Genomic DNA, 17029 nt, shown 5'->3' with positions numbered 1-17029 from the left:
GAGGCCTTTTTGGGGCTCTTCTCGTTTCGGTGGACGGATTCGATGGGCGTTCCTTGTATCCGGCGGCAGGCGGATCCGCCCGGTCGTCGTCGCGAACAGGCGACGAGCCGGATAGCCCCCGCCGCGGAGGCCACGCGTATCCCGAGGCTGTGCCAGAGTGTGGGAGTGTTCACGCGAGGGCCCGGCGAGTTCGAGATCTCGGACGCAGCGCGGGAGCTGCACTTCTCGACGCTGACGAGATACGAGCAGGGGTACATCACGGTCGCATGTCTGACGTGGCGTGGGCGACCGATCCCGTTCGAATATGTGCGGGACGAGCGCCGTCATGATGGCGCGGTCTTCTTCGAGGCAGTCATCCGCAACTTCGGCTACAGCGTCGTCGCCGAAGTCGTGTCGGCCATGGGGCGAGCGGACTTCGCGGATGCCGACGATGCAGATCAGGCATTCCGCTATGCCGTCGAGGCCGTTCTCGCGTACGAACCCGGTGGCGAGGGCCTGAACCGGCGCGATGGCTACAACCGGCTGTCGTACGACGGCCGGCTGTGGACCCTCGGCGACTTCGGTGACTACTTCACCGCGGCCGACATCGCCGGCGGAGACGCGGAGTGATCGTCCCGCCCGGGATTCGAGGCCGCACCGCGGTCGGGACGGCTGCCGACCGAGCCGCGATCACCGCCGCAGCAGTCGGTCGTTCCTTCGGCGAGGAGCGCCCTCGATCAGTTGGCCGTCACGGTCGGCGTCGTCGTCAGGCCTCCGGAATCGGGAACAGCATCCGCTCGCCGAACTCCCGGTCCGGGTCGGGCCCGCTGCCCTCGGCCGTGTCGAGCGCGTCGATGCGCGCCAGCTCGTCCGGCGAGAGTTCGAAGTCGAAGACGTCGAAGTTCTCCGCGATGCGTCCCGGGTTCGTCGATTTCGGGATCGCAGACCGGCCCTGCTGGAGGTGCCAGCGCAGCATGACCTGCGCAGGCGACTTGCCGTGCGCGGCGGCGATCGCTGCGATCGTCTCGTCCTGCATCACGTTGCGCCGCTCATCGCCCCACGGGCCCGGGTAGAAGGTGATGCCGCCGATCGGCGACCACGCCTGGGTCAGGATGCCCCGGGCCGCGTGGGCCTCCTGCAGTGCACCTTGCGAGTGGTACGGATGCAGCTCGACCTGGTTGACCGCGGGCACGACTTCGACTTCCGCCATGAGCCGGTCGATGGCGGAAGCGGTGAAGTTGCTCACGCCGATCGCACGCACGCGACCGTCGGCGAGGAGGGTCTCCAGGGCTCGGTAGGCAGCGATGGTGCGGTCGAACAGGTTGGCGGCCTGCTGGTGCAGGATCAGCAGGTCGAGCCGGTCCACGCCGAGCTTGCGGGTCGACTTCTCCCACGCGTGCAGCGTCTCGTCGTACCCGTAGTCGCTCGGCCACACCTTGGTCTCGATGATGACGTCGTCGCGGTCGAGGCCCGAGCGGCGGATGCCCTCGCCGACCTGTCGCTCGTTGCCGTAGGCGGCGGCGGTGTCGATGTGCCGGTAGCCGACGCGCAGCGCCGTCTCCACCGCGGCGGCGGTCTCGTCGGGCGGGCTCTGGAAAACGCCGAGGCCGATGGCCGGGATGCGGACGCCGTTGTTCAGGTTCAGGACTTCGCTCACCCGGCTCACCGTACGTGGCGCGAGGCCGGACAGGGAGGCCCTCTCGGTACCCCGCTTCAGGCGGCGTGCGTGGCGTGCGACCGCCGTGCGCGGATGATCGACTCGGGCGCCGCGGTGAAGCGGCCCTGTCGCCCGTCTTCGGTGAGGTACTGCACGCGGATGCCGCGGCCCACTCGCGCGACCTTGGTGATCTCGTACGAGCCGCCCGTCGCGCTGACGAGGATGTCGCCCACGGCGAGCTCCCTGGCCTGCATCAGTTCGACGATTCCCATGTCGAGAGGTTCTCACGACCCACCGACATTCCGCCGCGAGACGATCCGGCGCGCTTGCTTGACCCCCTCACCGGCCCGGCCCACAATTGGGGGACACGCCAACACTGGGGGATTGCGCGACATGAGCGACACGACCACGCGGCCCGTCGACCACACGGGCGGCGACGGCGCCTACGGCGACACGATCGTCTTCCAGCCCGAACCGGAGACCGCCGACACGCAGGCCGACGCCTCGGCGAAGCGGGGTTCGTGGAGCCGCGACCTCCGCTTCATGCTCGTCGTGCTCGTCGCGATCGCGGCGCTCTTCCTCGCGTTCGCGCTCGTCGTCGCGTTCAGCCCCGACGCCTCCGGCATCGCCGCACTGGCGATCGTCGCGGCCCCGATCGCGACGATGGTCGCCGCCTACTACGGCATCTCGCTGGCGCTGCGCCAGGTCGCGGAGGCGCGACGTTCCGCGGATGCGGCCGAGGCCCGCGCCCGGGCGGCCGAGACGAGCGCACGGGAGTCCGACGCCTGGGCCGCGCAGATGGAGTCAGGGCTCCGGGTCGCGGTGGCGAAGCTCGAGGCCGCCCGCATCGAGACCCGCGACGTCCAGCGCGCCGCCGGCACTCCCGACGACTTCTTCTAGACCGGCCGGAGCCCGGAAACGGCGAAGGCGCATCCGCCAGGATGCGCCTTCGCCATGTCCTCGCCTGCCTCGGCGTGCTCGGCCGGACCTAGAGGTCGGCGAGCAGCGAGATCGGGCGCTCGATGCAGCCGGCGACGAACGTGAGGAACGCGGCCGCTTCGGCACCGTCGCAGACGCGGTGGTCGAACGAGATCGTGAGCTCCGTGACCGTTCGCACGGCGATCGCGCCGTCGACCACCCACGGCCGTTCGACGAGTCGTCCGATGCCGAGCATCGCGGCCTCGGGGTGGTTGATGATCGCGGCCGAGCCGTCGACGCCGAGCGTGCCGTAGTTGTTCAGCGTGAAGGTTCCGCCGGTGAGCGCGTCGGGCGGGAACGCGCCGGTCGACGCCTGGTCGGTGCGGGCCTGGATGGCGTCGCGCAGGTCTCGGAGCGACATCCGCTCTACCCCATGCACGACGGGCACGAGCAGGCCCCGCGGGGTCTGCGCGGCGAGCCCGAGGTTGATCCCCGAGTGCAGCACGAGCTCGTTCCGGTCGGCGTCGAAGCTCGCGTTCAGCGACGGATGCCGCCGGAGCCCCGCGATCACGAACCGGGCGACGAGCGCCGTGATCCCGAACTTCTCGCCCGTGGCGGCGTTCAGCTGACGGCGGGCGGCCAGGAGCTCGGTCGCGTCGACGTCCATCCAGACCGTCGCCTCGGGGATCTCGCGGCGCGACCGCGTGAAGTGCGCTGCGGCGGCGCGCTGCATGCGGTCGAGGGGGACACGCTGCTCGCCCGCGCGCGGCGCGGCGGGCGCGGTCGGGGCGCTCGGCGCGACGGGCATCGCGGGCGGTGCGCCGCGGCCGGCGCGGGCCTCGTCGAGCTCGGCGATGAAGGCCTCGACGTCGGCCCGGACCACGAGGCCGTCCGGCCCGCTGCCGAGCAGCTCGCTCGCGTCGAAGCCGTGCTCGCGTGCGAGTCGTCGGACGATCGGCGAGATCACGGGGGAGTGGCGGCCGTGCTCGAGGGTGTGCGCGGCGTGCGCCTCGGCGAGTGCGCGCTCCTCATCGTCGTCCCGGAGGCCCTCGGCCTCCGCGGTGGGCTCCACGGGTCCGCCGGCGCCGGGGCCGGGATCGCCGGCCGGAGAGTCAGGACCTGCAGCGGTCTCGTTCGGATCGGCTCCTGCAGGCGCCTCGACGTCGTTGCGACGCCGACCGAACCGTGAGGGAGCCGAGGCCGACCGGGCGGTCGCCGCGCTCGTGCGGGTTCCGTAGCCGATGAGCACGGCGCCGGACTCCTCGGTGGCCGCCTCGGTCGGCACGGCGATGCCGGGTTCCGCGGCGACCGGTTCGGCGTGCGCGGGTGCGACGCCACCCTGGGCGGCCGGCGCAGCGGCATCCGTCGTCTCATCGGCCCTCGGCGCCTCGAGCTCGGTGCCGACCGGAGTGAGCCGCATCAGCACCTGGCCCGCGTGCAGCACCTGGCCGACCTCGCCGCCGAGCGACTCGACGACCCCGGCGAACGGCGTCGGCAGCTGCACGACGGACTTCGCCGATTCGAGCTCGACGACGGGCTGGTCGACCGCGACCTCGTCGCCGGGGGAGACGAGCCACGCGACGACCTCGGCCTCGGTCAGGCCCTCGCCGAGGTCGGGCAGGATGAACTCGCGCGCGCTCATGCGAGGTCCCATTCCCAGGAGGCGAGCGCGTCGAGCACCCGGTCGGGCGTGGGCAGGTAGTGCTCCTCGAGCTTCGGCGACGGGTACGGGATGTCGTAGCCCGTGATCCGGAGGATCGGCGCGGCGAGGTGGAAGAAGTTCCGCTCGGTCAGGCGCGCGGCGACCTCCGCCCCGTACCCGCCGAACTGCGCGGCCTCGTGGATGACGGCCGCACGAGTGGTCTTGCGGAGCGATGCGCCGACGGTCTCGTCGTCGAACGGGGAGATGCTCCGGAGGTCGACCACCTCGATCGAGAGGCCCTCCGCCTCGGCGGCGGCCGCGGCATCCAGCGCGGTGCGCACGGTCGGGCCGTAGCCGATGAGGGTCACGTCGGAGCCCTCGCGGACGACCTGGGCGCGATTCATCGGCGCGGTGCGCACCGGGAGGGTCAGCTCGGCCTTCGACCAGTAGCGGCTCTTCGGCTCCATGAACACGACCGGGTCGTCGCTGTCGATGGCCTCGCGGAGCATCGAGTACGCGTCGGCCGGGTTCGACGGCATGACGACCGTGAGGCCGGGCGTCGCGGCCCAGTAGGCCTCCGAGGAGTCGGAGTGGTGCTCGACGCCGCCGATCGCGCCCGCGCACGGGATGCGGATCACCATCGGCAGGCTCACTCGGCCCTTGGTGCGGTTCCGCATCTTCGCGACGTGCGAGACGATCTGCTCGAAGGCCGGGTAGCTGAACGCATCGAACTGCATCTCGACGACCGGTCGCAGGCCGTACATCGCCATGCCGACCGCGGTGCCGACGATGCCCGCCTCGGCGAGCGGGGAATCCCACACGCGATCCTCGCCGAAGGCCGCCTGGAGGCCGTCGGTCACGCGGAAGACGCCGCCGAGCGGGCCGACGTCCTCGCCGTAGACGACCACGCGGTCGTCCTCGGCCATCGCGTCGCGGAGGGCGGCGTTCAGTGCGCCCGCCATGGTCAGGGGCTGGGGGGCGGATGCCGCGGCATCCGTCGCGGGCTCGGTGACGGGCGTGCTCATCGGGCGGCCACCTCCTCGCGGGCCTGTCCGGCGTGGGCGGCGAGCTCGGCCTCGAGCGCGGCGCGCTGCTCGGCGAGCGCGGGTCGCGGGGTCGCGTAGACGTGGTCGAAGAGCTCGAGCGGGTCGAGCTCGGGGGTCTCGCTCATCGCGTCGCGGGTGCGGCCGGCGAGCGCCTCGCCGGCCTCGGTGATGTCGGCGCGGATGTCGTCGGTGAGCGCACCCTCGGAGACGAGGTACTTCTCGAGCCGCTCGATCGGGTCGCGCCGCTTCCAGTGCTCGACGTCGCGGGCCGCGCGGTAGCGCGTGGGGTCGTCGGAGTTCGTGTGGGACTCGATGCGGTAGGTCAGCCCCTCGATGAGGGTGGGGCCGCCGCCCGAGCGTGCACGGTCGACCGCGGCGGTCGCGACGGCGAACATCGCCGCGACGTCGTTGCCGTCGACGTGGTAGCCGGGCATGCCGTAGCCGACGGCCTTGTCGGCGAGCGTCGTGGCGTGCGTCTGGCGGGCGATCGGCGTGCTGATCGCGAACTGGTTGTTCTGCACGAGGAACACGGTCGGCGTCTGCCACACGGCGGCGAAGTTGAACGCCTCGTGCGAGTCGCCCTCGCTCGTGGCACCGTCGCCGAGGTAGGTGAGCGTCACGATCGGGTCGTTGCGCAGGCGCGCGGCGTGCGCGAGGCCGACGGCGTGCAGCGCCTGCGTCGCGAGCGGCGTCGCCATCGCGGCGGTGCGGTGCGCGTGCTGGTCCCAGCCGTTGTGCCAGTCGCCGCGGAAGGACTGGAGGATCTCGCCGGGCTCGAGTCCGCGCGTGAGCAGCGCGATGCTGTCGCGGTAGGTCGGGAACAGCCAGTCGTCGGCCGTGATCGCCGACACGACGCCGATCTCGCAGGCCTCCTGGCCGAACGCCGACGGATAGGTCGCGAGGCGTCCCTGCTTGGTGAGCGCGGTCACCTGCACGTCGAATCGGCGCGCGATCACCATGCGGCGGTAGAGGTCGAGCAGGCGCTCGACGGGCGGCAGTTCGAACCCGCCGGTCTCGCGACCGCGCAGTGCGTGGCCCGCGTTGTCGAGGAGTCGGATCGGCTTCTCGGAGGGGAGGACGCGTGGCTCGTGATGCTCGACGTTGAGGCTCATGTGGCCATGGTGCGACAGTCTGCATCGACCTCGCTCGGAGTGCGGGACAACCGTGAACGATCGGCACGCGAACGGCCGAAGTCGAACCGTTCGTCCCGTCGGAGGCCCGTCAGGGACGCCAGATGTCCAGCGACTGCGCGGGCGGTCGACCGTCGATCTCCTCCAGGATCAGGTGCGACCGCGTGGAGACCACTCCCGGCATGTCGTGGATGTCGCGCAGGATCGCCTGGCTGAGCTGCTCGTGGTCGGGCGCGCTCACCGTGAGGATGATGTCGATGTCGCCCGAGACCGCCTGCACCTTCTCGACGAACGGCAGGGTGGCGAGCTTCGCGGCGATCGACTCCCACGACACGTCGCCGATCCGGACGACGACGAGCGCCGAGATGTTCAGCCCGATCGACTTGCGGTCGATCTGCGCGCCGAAGCCGGTGATCACCCCGCGCTGCTGCAGTGCGAGCACCCGATTGTGGGCGGCGGTCCGGGAGATGTGCACGCGTTCCGCGAGGGTCCGCACCGACAGCCGGCCGTCACGGCTGAGCTCCGCGACGATCCGCCGGTCGATCGCGTCGAGCGGCTCGTCGTGGTGCGGTGCGTGCTGGGTCATCCTCGTCCTCGCAGGTCACCCACAGCGTACCGGCTGCGGCGTCGCAGCCGTCGGAGCGATGCCCGCGTCGGGATGGCCCTGACCTCCGCCGGCACGATGCGCCGGAGCACCGCGATGGCGGTGAGCCATCCGACTGCGGCGCGCTCGGTGCGCGGCGTCCAGTTGAGGCCGTACGCGGCGCGCAGCGTCGGGGGCAGGAGGCCCGCCGTGACCAACCGGACGGGCACCATCAGCGGGAGGAGCACCGGCGGCAGTCCGGTCCCAGCGAGCAGGTCGCGCGCCACCGAGCGCGCATCGTGCCCGACCCGGAGGTCCGCCAGGCGGACATCCCACCACGCCTCGAACTCGGCCCGCGTGACGGGCCAGCCGGCCGGAGCGCCCTGCAGGCGTGCGGCGATCGGCGCGTAGCCGCGCACGAGCGCGTCGGCGGTGTCGGTGTCGAGCCGCGAACCTCTCAGGCGCTCCTCGAGGTCGAGCGCGACGGCCAGGAGCGTCGCCGCCACCCAGCGCTGCGCGTCGGCGTCGCGTGCGTCGTACGCGGGGCGATGCGGGTGCTCGCCGTCGCCGCGGACGCTCGCGTGCCGGGCGTCGACGATCCGCGCGACGTGACGGATGTCGCGTTCGTCGCCGAACACGAGCGCCGTGAGGTACGCGTGGGTGCCGACGAGCCGGTCGAGGGGGCGGTCGCGGAACCGGCTGTGGCGCGCGACGCCGGCCGCGACACGGGGGTCCGCGAGCTGCAGCAGGATGGCCGCGGCGCCGCCCGCCATCAGGGTGGCATCCGCCGCATGTCGTCGGAGGACGGCCGAATCGGGATCGGGACCGCGCTCGTCGCTCATCCCACCAGTCTCCACCGGACGACGGCGGGATGCGCTCAGCCGTGCCGCGTAGACTCCCCGGGTGCGTCGGAGTGCTGGTTCGCTGTCGATCGCCGCGGTCGTGCTCGGCGCCGCGGTGCTCGCCGGCTGCGCGAGCCCGGGCGCTTCGGCCCCGCCGCCGACGAGCGAGGCCGCCCCCACCCCGTCGGCCACGCCGACGCCGACTCCGCCGACCCCCGCCGAGTGGGCGGCCGAGCGCGTCGCCGCGATGAGCGACCAGGAGCGTGCCGCCTCGCTGCTGATGCTGCACGCGCCCGGCACCGACCCGGCCGCGATGCGCGCGCTCATCGACCAGGGCATCGCGGGAGTCATCCTCATGGGTGACAACGTGCCGGGGTCGGAAGCCGAACTGGCCGCACTGACCGGCGACCTCCAGGGCGACCCCGAAGCGGCGACCCTCATCGGCATCGACCAGGAGGGCGGCATCGTCAGCCGCATCGCCTGGGATCCGGCGCCGGGTCCGTACGAACTCCGCGACCAGCCCGCCGCGGCGACGCGCGACGCGTTCGCCGCCCGGGCGGCGGTGCTCGAGGCATCCGGCGTGAACGTCAACTTCGGCATCGTGGCGGATGTCACGGACGATCCGGCCTCGTTCATCTACGACCGCATCCTCGGAACCTCTCCGCAGGCCTCCGCGGAGCACGTCGCCGCTGCCGTCGGCGGCGAGCGGGGGGTCGTCGCGAGCACCGTCAAGCACTTCCCGGGGCACGGCGCCGCACCGGGGGACTCGCACGTCTCGGTGCCGTCGGCGCCGCTGTCGCTCGAGGAGTGGCGGGCCGGACCCGCCGTGCCGTTCGAGGCGGCGATCGACGCCGACGTCGAACTCGTCATGACCGGGCACCTCAGCTACCCGGCCGTGGACGCCGCCCCGGCCTCGCTCTCGCCGGAGTGGCACCGGATCCTCCGGGACGAGCTCGGCTTCGACGGCGTGCTCGTGACGGACGACATGCTGATGCTGCAGCACAACGGGCTCGCCGAGTTCGCCGACCCGGGCGAGAACGCGATCCGGGCCGTCGCCGCGGGCAGCGACCTGCTGCTCTACGTGCTGCCCGCCGACCCGTCGGAGTTCGGAATCAGCGTCGACGGGCTGGCCGCGTCGATCGCCGGGGCGGTGGCCGACGGCCGCATCCCGTCGGATCGACTGGAGGAGGCGGCGATCCGCGTCTTGGAACTTCGTCGGGAACTCGCGTCGGGGAGCGGGGAATAGATCGCGACGGTCCATGCGTTTGCATTCACCGTGGCCATCCGGCCCGGAACGCAACGACTGGGAGAGAGACCCGAATGACGACGACCGCGACGACCCTCGAGATCCCCGGCTACCGCGCCGGCACCTGGAAGATCGACCCCACGCACAGCGAGGTGGGCTTCAGCATCCGCCACCTCATGATCAGCAAGGTCAAGGGCAAGTTCGAGCGCTTCGACGCCACGTTCATCACCGCCGAGGACCCGCTGGAGTCGCGCGTGACCGCGTCGGCCGAGGTCGCCTCGATCACCACCAACGAGCCCAACCGCGACGCGCACCTGCGCACCGGCGACTTCTTCGAGGCCGAGCAGCACCCGACCATCGACTTCGTCTCGACCGGCGTCCGCGTCGAGGGCGGCGAGTTCAAGGTCGACGGCGAGCTCACGATGCGCGGCGTCACCAAGCCCGTCACGTTCGACTTCGACTTCGGCGGCTTCGGCGGGGACCCCTACGGCAACTACAAGGGCGGCGCGACCGCGAAGGCCGTCGTGAACCGCGAGGACTTCGGCCTCACCTACAACGCGGCCCTCGAGACCGGCGGCGTGCTCCTCGGCGAGCAGGTCACCATCACGCTCGAGCTCCAGGCGGCGCTCGTCCAGGACTGAGCGCGTTCCCGTCCGGCCGCGTCGCTCGGTCGGACGGATGAGGTGCGAGGGGTCGTGCCGGCGGATGCCGGTGCGGCCCCTCGTGCTCCTCCGGCGCCCGAGTCAGGGAGCTGAGGATTCGATGCCCTGCAGCTCGAGGCCCTGGAACCTCGCCCAGGCCCCGACCGGTCGCTCGAAGCGGGATGCCGCCGCAGCGTGCTTCGCCTCGAACCACCGCAGCTCGACGCGCGGCTTCGCCGCGGTGCCCGAGCGCTTCCACGTGCCGACCACGCGTCCGTCGAGCACGAGCGTCGGCTGGAACACCCCGTTGCCGCCGGGGACCACGCGGTCGCCGAATCGCGGATCGCACACGGGGGAGCGGTCGGCGTAGCCGAGGTAGTACTCGTCGAACCCGGCGAGCGCGAGCGCGCCGCTCGGACGTGACGCCGCGGCATCCGTCGCGCCGGCCGCGACGTACCGGTCGGGCCCGTCGTCGGCAGGGCCATCGACGAACCGCTCGACCAGGTCGCCGGCTCCCTCGAGCGCGGTGCGGGTGTCGCGCATCGTCAGGCCGCTCCACCACGCGAAGTCGGCGAGCGTGACCGGGCCGTGCCCGCGAACGTAGGCCGTGAGGAGTTCAGCGAGCGTCGCCTCGGCGGAGGCGGGCTCATCGGCGCCCGCCGGCGCCCACTCGTCGAGCAGTGCGAAGTGCTGGAGGCGCCCGTCCACAGGACCGCCGCACAGCACGCCGTCGAGCGCGAGCCACCAGATCAGGTGGTAGGTGCGCGGCCGGTTCGCCTCGATCCCGGCCGCGCTCCAGAACGCTGCGAGCTCGTCGCGCGTGGCCGTGCCGCCGCCGGCCAGCTCACGCTCGACCGTGTCACGCGCGACGCGGTACTCGGCCTCGCCGAGCTCGAGCGCCTCGTGGCGACGCCGCGCGTTCGCGAGCACCCGCGGCGAGGTGAGCCGGAGCGTCGGCCGCAGCAGCCGCGCCGGGAGGATGTGCAGGGTGCCGCGCATCGGCCACGAGCGCACGACCCGACGCTCGGCCAGTGCCGCATCGATCGCGTCGGGCGTCGGCCGCGACATCCGCGACCCGATGACCCACTTCGCGGCGCCCAGGTCTTGCGCCTGGATCGCCCCGAGACGCTCGACGACGCCCACGGCGTCGTCGGCCGGCGAGCGGAACCCGTGCGAGTGCAGGCGCACCGCGCGCGCGAGTTGGGACGAACCGGTCGGCATACCGCCAGTCTGCCGCGCACCGCCGACACGCGGCATCCGTGGCCCGAGGCTAGACTGGAGGGCTGTGCCGCTCGGCACGCCCACCCACCCAGCTCCCGGCCCCGGAGGTCACCGTGCTCGCCGTCCACGATCTCGAGATCCGCGTCGGCGCGCGCCTGCTCATGGAGGACGTGAGCTTCCGCGTCTCCTCGGGCGACAAGATCGGCCTCGTCGGGCGCAACGGCGCCGGCAAGACGACGCTCACCAAGACGCTCGCGGGGGAGACCCTGCCCACCGGCGGCCGCATCGACCGCTCAGGTGAGATCGGGTACCTGCCGCAGGACCCGCGCTCGGGCGACCCGGAGATGCTGGCGCGCACGCGCATCCTCGACGCTCGGGGCCTCGGCTCGCTGGTCGTCGGCATGCGCGAGGCGTCCGAGAAGATGGGCTCGACCGACCCGGTCGTCGCCGAGAAGGCGATGAAGCGCTTCGGCACGCTCACCGACCGGTTCACGGCGCTCGGCGGGTACGCCGCGGAGGCCGAGGCCGCGTCGATCGCGTCGAACCTGAACCTGCCCGACCGGATCCTCGACCAGCCGCTGAAGACCCTCTCCGGCGGACAGCGACGACGCATCGAGCTCGCACGCATCCTGTTCTCCGACGCCGACACGATGATCCTCGACGAGCCGACGAACCACCTCGACGCCGACTCCGTCGTGTGGCTCCGCGAGTTCCTGAAGAACTACAGGGGCGGCGTCATCGTCATCAGCCACGACGTCGAGCTCGTCGGCGAGGTCGTGAACCGCGTGTTCTACCTCGATGCGAACCGGTCGATCATCGACGTCTACAACATGGGCTGGAAGCACTACCTCCGCCAGCGCGCCGCCGACGAGGAGCGCCGCAAGAAGGAACGCGCGAACGCCGAGAAGAAGGCATCCGCCCTGCAGCAGCAGGCCGCGCGCTTCGGCGCGAAGGCCTCGAAGGCCGCCGCCGCGCACCAGATGGTCGCCCGAGCCGAGAAGCTCCTCTCCGGGCTCGAGGAGGTGCGCACCGTCGACCGCGTCGCGAAGCTGCGGTTCCCGACCCCCGCGCCCTGCGGCCGCACTCCGCTGACCGCCGCCGACCTGTCGAAGAGCTACGGCTCGCTCGAGATCTTCACCGCCGTCGACCTCGCGATCGACCGCGGCTCGAAGGTCGTCATCATCGGCCTGAACGGCGCCGGCAAGACCACGCTGCTCCGCATCCTTGCGGGGGTCGACCGACCCGACACGGGCGTCGTCGACGCCGGCCACGGGCTGCGGATCGGCTACTACGCGCAGGAGCACGAGACGCTCGACGTCTCGCGGACCGTGCTGCAGAACATGGTCAGCGCCTCGCCGAACCTCACCGAGACCGAGGCGCGCAAGGTCCTCGGCTCGTTCCTGTTCACCGGCGACGACGTGCACAAGCCGGCGGGCGTGCTCTCCGGCGGCGAGAAGACCCGCCTCGCGCTCGCGACGATCGTGGTCTCGGGCGCGAACGTGCTGCTCCTCGACGAGCCCACGAACAACCTCGACCCAGCCAGCCGCGAGGAGATCCTCGACGCGCTCGCGCACTACGAGGGCGCCGTCGTGCTCGTCTCGCACGACCCCGGCGCGGTCGAATCGCTCAACCCCGAGCGCGTGCTCATCATGCCCGACGGCGTCGAGGACCACTGGAGCCGCGAGTACCAGGAGCTCATCGAGCTCGCGTAGCGCGAGGGCGCGGGCTCTGCTCGCTCCCCTCGGGTGATGCGTTTGCGGGGCGGTCAGTGCGATTGCCAGAGGGCGGGGCTGTTCCGACGGGCCCCGAGCGGATGCCGCGTCGCATGCGGCGCACCCACGTCGGTCGGTGGGCCACCGACTGTCGGGCGGCGGTCGTCATTCCGGGGTGTCGTCACGATTGGCGGGTGCGAAGCCCGTTTCACCTGCAGAAACCGACGACAACCGCCGCCGCCCATCCATCGTTCCTTGCTCCGCGACCCGTTCGCCGGGATCGGCAAGCCCGAGCCGCTCGAGCACATCCTCTCGGGCGCCTGGTCCCGCCGCATCGACGAGACGAACCGGCTCGTCTACTCCGTCACGGACGACCACATCGTCATCCTGCAAGCCCGCGACCACTACTGAGAGGTCGATTCCGCTCGCGGAGAGCCGGATCGACCAGACACGATCCCTCAGCGAGAACCCGAGCTTGTAGCAGCCGCCGTGCGCTTCAGGATCAAGCCACGCACCCAACCGAGCAGGAGAACCAGCAGCCCACAGGCGAGAGTCAACGCGCCGAGGGTGAGTAGCCAGCGTTCTCCCGAAGTCGCAGCGCTGAGCTCGACCATGAGGTCGTGATACTCGGTGCCGGCGAGGTGGTCCACTGCGAGTACGCGGCTCGAGTGCGAGAACAGCGCCGCGAAGATGAGGCCGAAGCCGACGAGCGCCAGACCGGCGCCCAGAATCAGCCGCACAACATGAGGCTTCAACGCGCGCCCTTCTCGGAAATGGAGTGAACTGAGCCTCCCACATGTCCGCCCACTGAGCCGAGCACTCACGATCGTCTTGCGGCAGCATCACGCGTCCGCGTTCGACTGCGCAGTTGCAGACATCAACGGAGTTGCGGAAGGTCCAGGTCGTCGTCCTCGTCGAGCTCTCGGTATCCGTTCTGCACCGCGAGTGCAAGCGTGGCCGCAGGCTGCGCCCAGGCGTCTTGGTCGGCGAGCGCCTGGTCGACGTTGTGACCGGCCTGGTAGTGCTCGAGGATGAGCGCGGCAGTCGACTCCAGCACGGCGAGTTGCGCGACGCCGAAGGCGCGCGAAACCGTCCGTCCGTGGCCGGGGACGATGATGTCGTCCTCGCCGATCTCGTCGAGAACGTCTGCGAGCGTTCGTGGCCACCGCATCGGGAAGCAGCCCGATCCGTACATCGGCGGCCCGGGCTCTTCGATCACGTCCCCGACGATCCAAGCGCCGGTCGAGTCGTCGATTGCAGGCACGTGGATGACGAGGTCGCTGTCGGTGTGGCCGCGGTCCAGCGGGATCAGTTCGACGCGGCGGTCCCCGAGATCGAGCCAGGAGCGTTCGTGGACGAGGCGTGTCGGCGGGGTGATGATGACGTCGTGCCAATCGCGAGGCGGTTCCGAACCGGTGCCCGCCCGCCACGCGGCCAATCGCGGACGCTCGTAGTCGTTCAGGTGCGCGGGCAGCAGGTGATGACCGTAGATCGGCACCGCTCTCGAGGCCGCCGCGAAATGCTGATTGCCGAATGTGTGGTCGTAGTGAGCGTGCGTGTTCACGACCCACTTGACCTCGCCGAGCTGCTTCACGTCAGCATCGATCAGAGCAGCGTCGGTCGGCGAGCTGCCGGTATCGACGAGTAGCAGCCCGCGCGTCCCGCGAACGACCGTGACCGTGATGTCGTCCTGCGGGTAGCGCCGTGAGAACACGTCCGGGACGATCTCGTTCCAGCTCACCCTGCCGATCCTCCCATGCGGGAACCATCGGGCTCGGTGAGGGACCGGGAATGGTGCGCCGATCAACGTCCGCGGTACTCTCGGGGCCGTGATCATCGCGATCTTTCGTCGCCGCCTGCGCGACGGCGCGACCTTCGACGACTTCATCAGCGCGTGGGAGGCCGACACAGGCTTCGGCGTCCCGGCTCGGGTGTTCAACGCCGTCTCCGTCGACGACTCCCGCGAGATCCTCTCGGTCGGTTTCGTCGACATCCCCGCGAACGACCTCGAGGCAGACGTCGCGCATGTCAGCCTCCAGGAGGCGGTTCGGCACTCTCGGATCGACGAGGTGATCGAGAGCACATTGCTGCACGCCTACTACGACCTCCACACCGAACACGACTTCACTGCGGATCCGCGTACCGTCGAGATCGGTTCGCTGACGAGCATGCTGTCCGCACTCGCGCCGAAATCATCGGCCAGCGACTGATCAGTGGACGGTCCCACTCCGGGGGAACCGAAGACGCTGTCAGCGGCAGCCGGACGCGCCGTTGGAGCGACCGGCTTGCGGGCGGATCTGAGACTGAAGGATCGGGACTGACTCATCAGGCGGGATCAGCTGGCACTGCATTCGCTGAGGGAGCGCAGGGTGATGCGAGCCTGGGCTGTGTCGCCTCGGGCGATGATGTCGACCACGAGCAGGTCGCGGCCGACGACGCGAATCTCGAGGTTCTCCCGAGTTTCAAGCGCCTTGGTGCGAACCGCCCACCCGTCCGACTCGGCGAACTCATCCGCCAGCGTCCGCGCCCAGGTCACTCGATCGAACTCAGGGTCGACGTCGAACACTCGCAGCATCCGTGCCTGTTCCCCTCGCCCCTGAAGCGGACACGCTTCTACTTTCACCGTCTCCGAACGGTCGAGCACGGATCCTTCGGGGAGGGTTCCTTCGATCCGGTCCAGCCGAGCCGCCACCTCTGCAACTGCCGCATCAACGGTCATCGGCTGAGGGCTCGGGGTGAGAAGCGTGGCAACCCAAACGCCGATCACGAGGAGCGCGACGCCCACCGCGAGCGCACTGGTGGTCTTGACAGAGCTCCATTCGGGGCGGGGCGCCATCTCGGCAGACTATGGCTTCCGGGCGCACTGATCTCGACGCCCCTCCAACGCACGCCGGCGAACGTCGCACGGAGGGGGGCGTCGTAGCGTCGCCCGCGCACGCCAGACGGATGCCGCGACGGCGTTGGCGGGGGTCGCCAGCTCGGCCGGCGCTCGGCCGGGTCATGACCGGCCTCACGAAGTCAACGACTTCTCGTAGCAGCGCACATCCGGGTCGTCCTTCCAGTAGCCGTAGCAGGGGATGGGTGAATAGCCCGATCGGCTGTACAGGGCCATCGCCTCAGGCTGAGCCAGTCCGGTCTCCAGTCGCAGGACGAACGCGCCGCGTGCCGCAGCGATCACTTCCGCTCGCTCGAGGAGCAACCGGCTGAGCCCGCGGCCGCGCGAAGCCGGAGCGACGTACATCCGCTTGATCTCCGCGAAGTCCCGATGGAACGACACCAGAACGCACCCCACTGGACGGTCGTCGGCCATGGCCACGACGGCGGGGCTGTCGGGCGACGCGCCCGGTCCGGGATCGGTCTCGTGGTAGCGGGCCATCACCTCGGCCTCCTGCTCGGCCACGAGACCACGCACGCGCGGATCAGACGCCACGGTCTCCTCGAGCACGATCTCGGATTCCATGTCGGAATCGTATCCAGCCATCGGGGCGGGGAATCGCGCGGGTGGGTGGAGACGCGTGAGTTCGCGCTGGATCGATCGATCGCCTGTGGCCATGCGGGCGATCCAGGTCGACGAACGCGATTCGCCGATGAAGACCGCCGCCACGAACCGTTCGGATCCGGCGGGTTCGTGCGAGGGTGGTGAGGTGCCGATCGAGAGCAGCCACCGGTCGTCCGACTCGCCGTACATCGCGCGGGTCTGGCAGGGGCGCACGTCGGGCGTCGAGCGGATGACGTCGATCGCGACGTCGAACTGGGAGCTCGTGTTCTGGGAGGACCGCGGAGTCGTCCACGCCGCGGTGCGCGGGCCCGAGACATCCGCCTCGATCGCCGAGGTCACGGACGACTCGCGCTCGTTGGGGATAACGTTCGCGCACGGCGCGTCGATGCCGCACCTGCCGATCGGGGAGCTCGTCGACGGCGGCGTGGAGAGTCCGCACGTCACCGGGCGAGCGTTCGTGCTGCGGGGCGAGGAATGGGAGATCCCGGACTTCGACAACGCGGAGCAGTTCGTGGAACGGCTCGTCCGATCCGGCGTGCTCGTGCGGGATCCGCTGGTCGACGAGGTCGTCTGGGGCGGGATCGCCAGGGTCGGGTCCCGCTCCGTGCAGCGCCGCGTGGCCGCGACGACGGGACTCACCCAGGGCGCCATCCGCCAGATCGAACGGGCGCGCGAGGCCGCCGTGCTGCTCGGCGAGGGGGTCGCGCCGCTCGACGTCGTGCACCGGCTCGGATACTACGACCAACCTCACCTGGCGCGAGCCCTGCAGCGGTTCATCGGGCGCACGGCCACGCAGCTCCGGCCGACGACCGCGACGACCGATCCACTGTCGCTTCTGTACAAGCCCGAGGCCCCGGGACGGACCTAGCGTGAAGCCATCGCGGTGATCACCCGCGAACCGACGAGAGAGGCT

The 17029-nt window shown here is 71.0% G+C and carries 20 protein-coding genes; 8 read left to right on the top strand and 12 right to left on the bottom strand.

What is annotated here, in order from left to right:
- Positions 1-165 precede the first annotated feature (165 nt).
- The gene (locus GLX25_RS14060; RefSeq protein WP_155843080.1) at positions 166-609 is read left to right on the top strand and encodes a hypothetical protein; all 444 of its coding nucleotides are present in this window, start codon (positions 166-168) and stop codon (positions 607-609) included.
- A 136-nt stretch (positions 610-745) separates the two neighbouring features.
- On the opposite strand, the gene GLX25_RS14055 is transcribed toward GLX25_RS14060, so the two are convergent.
- Positions 746-1636 carry an aldo/keto reductase gene (locus tag GLX25_RS14055; RefSeq protein WP_271192366.1) on the bottom strand — a complete coding sequence of 297 codons (891 nt, stop codon included), beginning with the start codon at positions 1634-1636 and terminating at the stop codon, positions 746-748.
- Between the two features lie 56 nt (positions 1637-1692).
- Entirely contained in the window at positions 1693-1908 is a 216-nt protein-coding gene (locus GLX25_RS14050; protein ID WP_155843078.1) for a hypothetical protein, read from the bottom strand.
- Positions 1909-2029: 121 nt separating this feature from the next.
- Between GLX25_RS14050 and GLX25_RS14045 the strand changes: the two genes are divergently transcribed.
- Positions 2030-2536, top strand: a complete 507-nt coding sequence (locus GLX25_RS14045) for a hypothetical protein (RefSeq protein WP_155843077.1) — start codon at positions 2030-2032, stop codon at positions 2534-2536.
- Positions 2537-2624: 88 nt separating this feature from the next.
- On the opposite strand, the gene GLX25_RS14040 is transcribed toward GLX25_RS14045, so the two are convergent.
- From GLX25_RS14040 to GLX25_RS14020, 5 genes are all read right to left on the bottom strand, one after another.
- The gene (locus tag GLX25_RS14040; RefSeq protein ID WP_205719905.1) at positions 2625-4196 is read right to left on the bottom strand and encodes a dihydrolipoamide acetyltransferase family protein; all 1572 of its coding nucleotides are present in this window, start codon (positions 4194-4196) and stop codon (positions 2625-2627) included.
- Positions 4193-5221 (bottom strand): alpha-ketoacid dehydrogenase subunit beta, encoded by a 1029-nt coding sequence (locus GLX25_RS14035; RefSeq protein WP_155843075.1) that lies wholly within the window; start codon positions 5219-5221, stop codon positions 4193-4195. The genes GLX25_RS14040 and GLX25_RS14035 overlap by 4 nt, the downstream gene beginning before the upstream one ends.
- Positions 5218-6354 carry a pyruvate dehydrogenase (acetyl-transferring) E1 component subunit alpha gene (gene pdhA, locus GLX25_RS14030; RefSeq protein WP_155843074.1) on the bottom strand — a complete coding sequence of 379 codons (1137 nt, stop codon included), beginning with the start codon at positions 6352-6354 and terminating at the stop codon, positions 5218-5220. Before pdhA ends, GLX25_RS14035 begins: the two co-directional genes overlap by 4 nt.
- 109 nt (positions 6355-6463) lie before the next feature.
- On the bottom strand, positions 6464-6958 hold the full coding sequence (locus tag GLX25_RS14025; protein WP_154347478.1) for an Lrp/AsnC family transcriptional regulator: 495 nt from the start codon (positions 6956-6958) through the stop codon (positions 6464-6466).
- Positions 6955-7797: an oxygenase MpaB family protein gene (locus GLX25_RS14020; RefSeq protein WP_155843073.1), complete on the bottom strand. Its 843-nt coding sequence runs from the start codon at positions 7795-7797 to the stop codon at positions 6955-6957. The genes GLX25_RS14025 and GLX25_RS14020 overlap by 4 nt, the downstream gene beginning before the upstream one ends.
- 61 nt (positions 7798-7858) lie before the next feature.
- On the opposite strand from GLX25_RS14020, the gene GLX25_RS14015 reads away from it, so the two are divergent.
- Both GLX25_RS14015 and GLX25_RS14010 read left to right on the top strand, forming a co-directional pair.
- Complete coding sequence (locus GLX25_RS14015) at positions 7859-9043, top strand: glycoside hydrolase family 3 N-terminal domain-containing protein (RefSeq protein WP_271192615.1); 1185 nt, start codon at positions 7859-7861, stop codon at positions 9041-9043.
- Between the two features lie 74 nt (positions 9044-9117).
- Positions 9118-9684 carry a YceI family protein gene (locus GLX25_RS14010; RefSeq protein WP_155843072.1) on the top strand — a complete coding sequence of 189 codons (567 nt, stop codon included), beginning with the start codon at positions 9118-9120 and terminating at the stop codon, positions 9682-9684.
- Between the two features lie 102 nt (positions 9685-9786).
- Here GLX25_RS14010 and GLX25_RS14005 read toward each other — a convergent pair whose 3' ends face one another.
- Positions 9787-10905, bottom strand: coding sequence for a winged helix DNA-binding domain-containing protein (locus GLX25_RS14005; RefSeq protein ID WP_166548829.1), 1119 nt, complete (start codon positions 10903-10905; stop codon positions 9787-9789).
- A 113-nt stretch (positions 10906-11018) separates the two neighbouring features.
- Between GLX25_RS14005 and GLX25_RS14000 the strand changes: the two genes are divergently transcribed.
- Both GLX25_RS14000 and GLX25_RS18935 read left to right on the top strand, forming a co-directional pair.
- Positions 11019-12617 carry an ABC-F family ATP-binding cassette domain-containing protein gene (locus GLX25_RS14000; protein WP_166548828.1) on the top strand — a complete coding sequence of 533 codons (1599 nt, stop codon included), beginning with the start codon at positions 11019-11021 and terminating at the stop codon, positions 12615-12617.
- A gap of 255 nt (positions 12618-12872) precedes the next feature.
- Positions 12873-13028 (top strand): Txe/YoeB family addiction module toxin, encoded by a 156-nt coding sequence (locus tag GLX25_RS18935; RefSeq protein WP_425543326.1) that lies wholly within the window; start codon positions 12873-12875, stop codon positions 13026-13028.
- A 47-nt stretch (positions 13029-13075) separates the two neighbouring features.
- Here GLX25_RS18935 and GLX25_RS13990 read toward each other — a convergent pair whose 3' ends face one another.
- Together GLX25_RS13990 and GLX25_RS13985 are read right to left on the bottom strand one after the other, a co-directional pair.
- Positions 13076-13357 carry a hypothetical protein gene (locus GLX25_RS13990; protein ID WP_155843069.1) on the bottom strand — a complete coding sequence of 94 codons (282 nt, stop codon included), beginning with the start codon at positions 13355-13357 and terminating at the stop codon, positions 13076-13078.
- Between the two features lie 137 nt (positions 13358-13494).
- Positions 13495-14358, bottom strand: a complete 864-nt coding sequence (locus GLX25_RS13985; RefSeq protein ID WP_166548827.1) for an MBL fold metallo-hydrolase — start codon at positions 14356-14358, stop codon at positions 13495-13497.
- Positions 14359-14446: 88 nt separating this feature from the next.
- Here GLX25_RS13985 and GLX25_RS18425 point away from each other — a divergent pair, with 88 nt between their 5' ends.
- Positions 14447-14827, top strand: coding sequence for a hypothetical protein (locus GLX25_RS18425; RefSeq protein WP_166548826.1), 381 nt, complete (start codon positions 14447-14449; stop codon positions 14825-14827).
- Positions 14828-14952: 125 nt separating this feature from the next.
- Here the strand turns inward: GLX25_RS18425 and GLX25_RS13975 are convergent, their stop codons facing one another.
- Together GLX25_RS13975 and GLX25_RS13970 are read right to left on the bottom strand one after the other, a co-directional pair.
- Positions 14953-15453: a hypothetical protein gene (locus GLX25_RS13975; RefSeq protein WP_155843066.1), complete on the bottom strand. Its 501-nt coding sequence runs from the start codon at positions 15451-15453 to the stop codon at positions 14953-14955.
- Positions 15454-15627: 174 nt separating this feature from the next.
- Entirely contained in the window at positions 15628-16077 is a 450-nt protein-coding gene (locus GLX25_RS13970; protein ID WP_205719904.1) for a GNAT family N-acetyltransferase, read from the bottom strand.
- Between the two features lie 184 nt (positions 16078-16261).
- Between GLX25_RS13970 and GLX25_RS13965 the strand changes: the two genes are divergently transcribed.
- Positions 16262-16984 carry a helix-turn-helix domain-containing protein gene (locus GLX25_RS13965; protein ID WP_166548825.1) on the top strand — a complete coding sequence of 241 codons (723 nt, stop codon included), beginning with the start codon at positions 16262-16264 and terminating at the stop codon, positions 16982-16984.
- The last annotated feature ends 45 nt before the right edge of the window (positions 16985-17029 follow it).

Origin of the sequence: Agromyces luteolus, assembly GCF_009729855.1 — a bacterium.
Lineage (GTDB): Bacteria > Actinomycetota > Actinomycetes > Actinomycetales > Microbacteriaceae > Agromyces > Agromyces luteolus.
Note: the sequence above shows the minus strand (reverse complement) of the source record. Positions and strands in the feature narration are given on the sequence as shown.

Excerpts from the sequence above, each read along its gene's own strand:
- GLX25_RS14020 (WP_155843073.1), bottom strand. The coding sequence starts at position 7,797 with ATGAGCGACGAGCGCGGTCCCGATCCCGATTCGGCCGTCCTCCGACGA.
- pdhA (WP_155843074.1), bottom strand. The coding sequence starts at position 6,354 with ATGAGCCTCAACGTCGAGCATCACGAGCCACGCGTCCTCCCCTCCGAG.
- GLX25_RS14045 (WP_155843077.1), top strand. The coding sequence starts at position 2,030 with ATGAGCGACACGACCACGCGGCCCGTCGACCACACGGGCGGCGACGGC.
- GLX25_RS13970 (WP_205719904.1), bottom strand. The coding sequence starts at position 16,077 with ATGGAATCCGAGATCGTGCTCGAGGAGACCGTGGCGTCTGATCCGCGC.
- GLX25_RS14040 (WP_205719905.1), bottom strand. The coding sequence starts at position 4,196 with ATGAGCGCGCGCGAGTTCATCCTGCCCGACCTCGGCGAGGGCCTGACC.
- GLX25_RS14005 (WP_166548829.1), bottom strand. The coding sequence starts at position 10,905 with ATGCCGACCGGTTCGTCCCAACTCGCGCGCGCGGTGCGCCTGCACTCG.
- GLX25_RS14035 (WP_155843075.1), bottom strand. The coding sequence starts at position 5,221 with ATGAGCACGCCCGTCACCGAGCCCGCGACGGATGCCGCGGCATCCGCC.
- GLX25_RS14025 (WP_154347478.1), bottom strand. The coding sequence starts at position 6,958 with ATGACCCAGCACGCACCGCACCACGACGAGCCGCTCGACGCGATCGAC.
- GLX25_RS14010 (WP_155843072.1), top strand. The coding sequence starts at position 9,118 with ATGACGACGACCGCGACGACCCTCGAGATCCCCGGCTACCGCGCCGGC.
- GLX25_RS13975 (WP_155843066.1), bottom strand. The coding sequence starts at position 15,453 with ATGGCGCCCCGCCCCGAATGGAGCTCTGTCAAGACCACCAGTGCGCTC.
- GLX25_RS14050 (WP_155843078.1), bottom strand. The coding sequence starts at position 1,908 with ATGGGAATCGTCGAACTGATGCAGGCCAGGGAGCTCGCCGTGGGCGAC.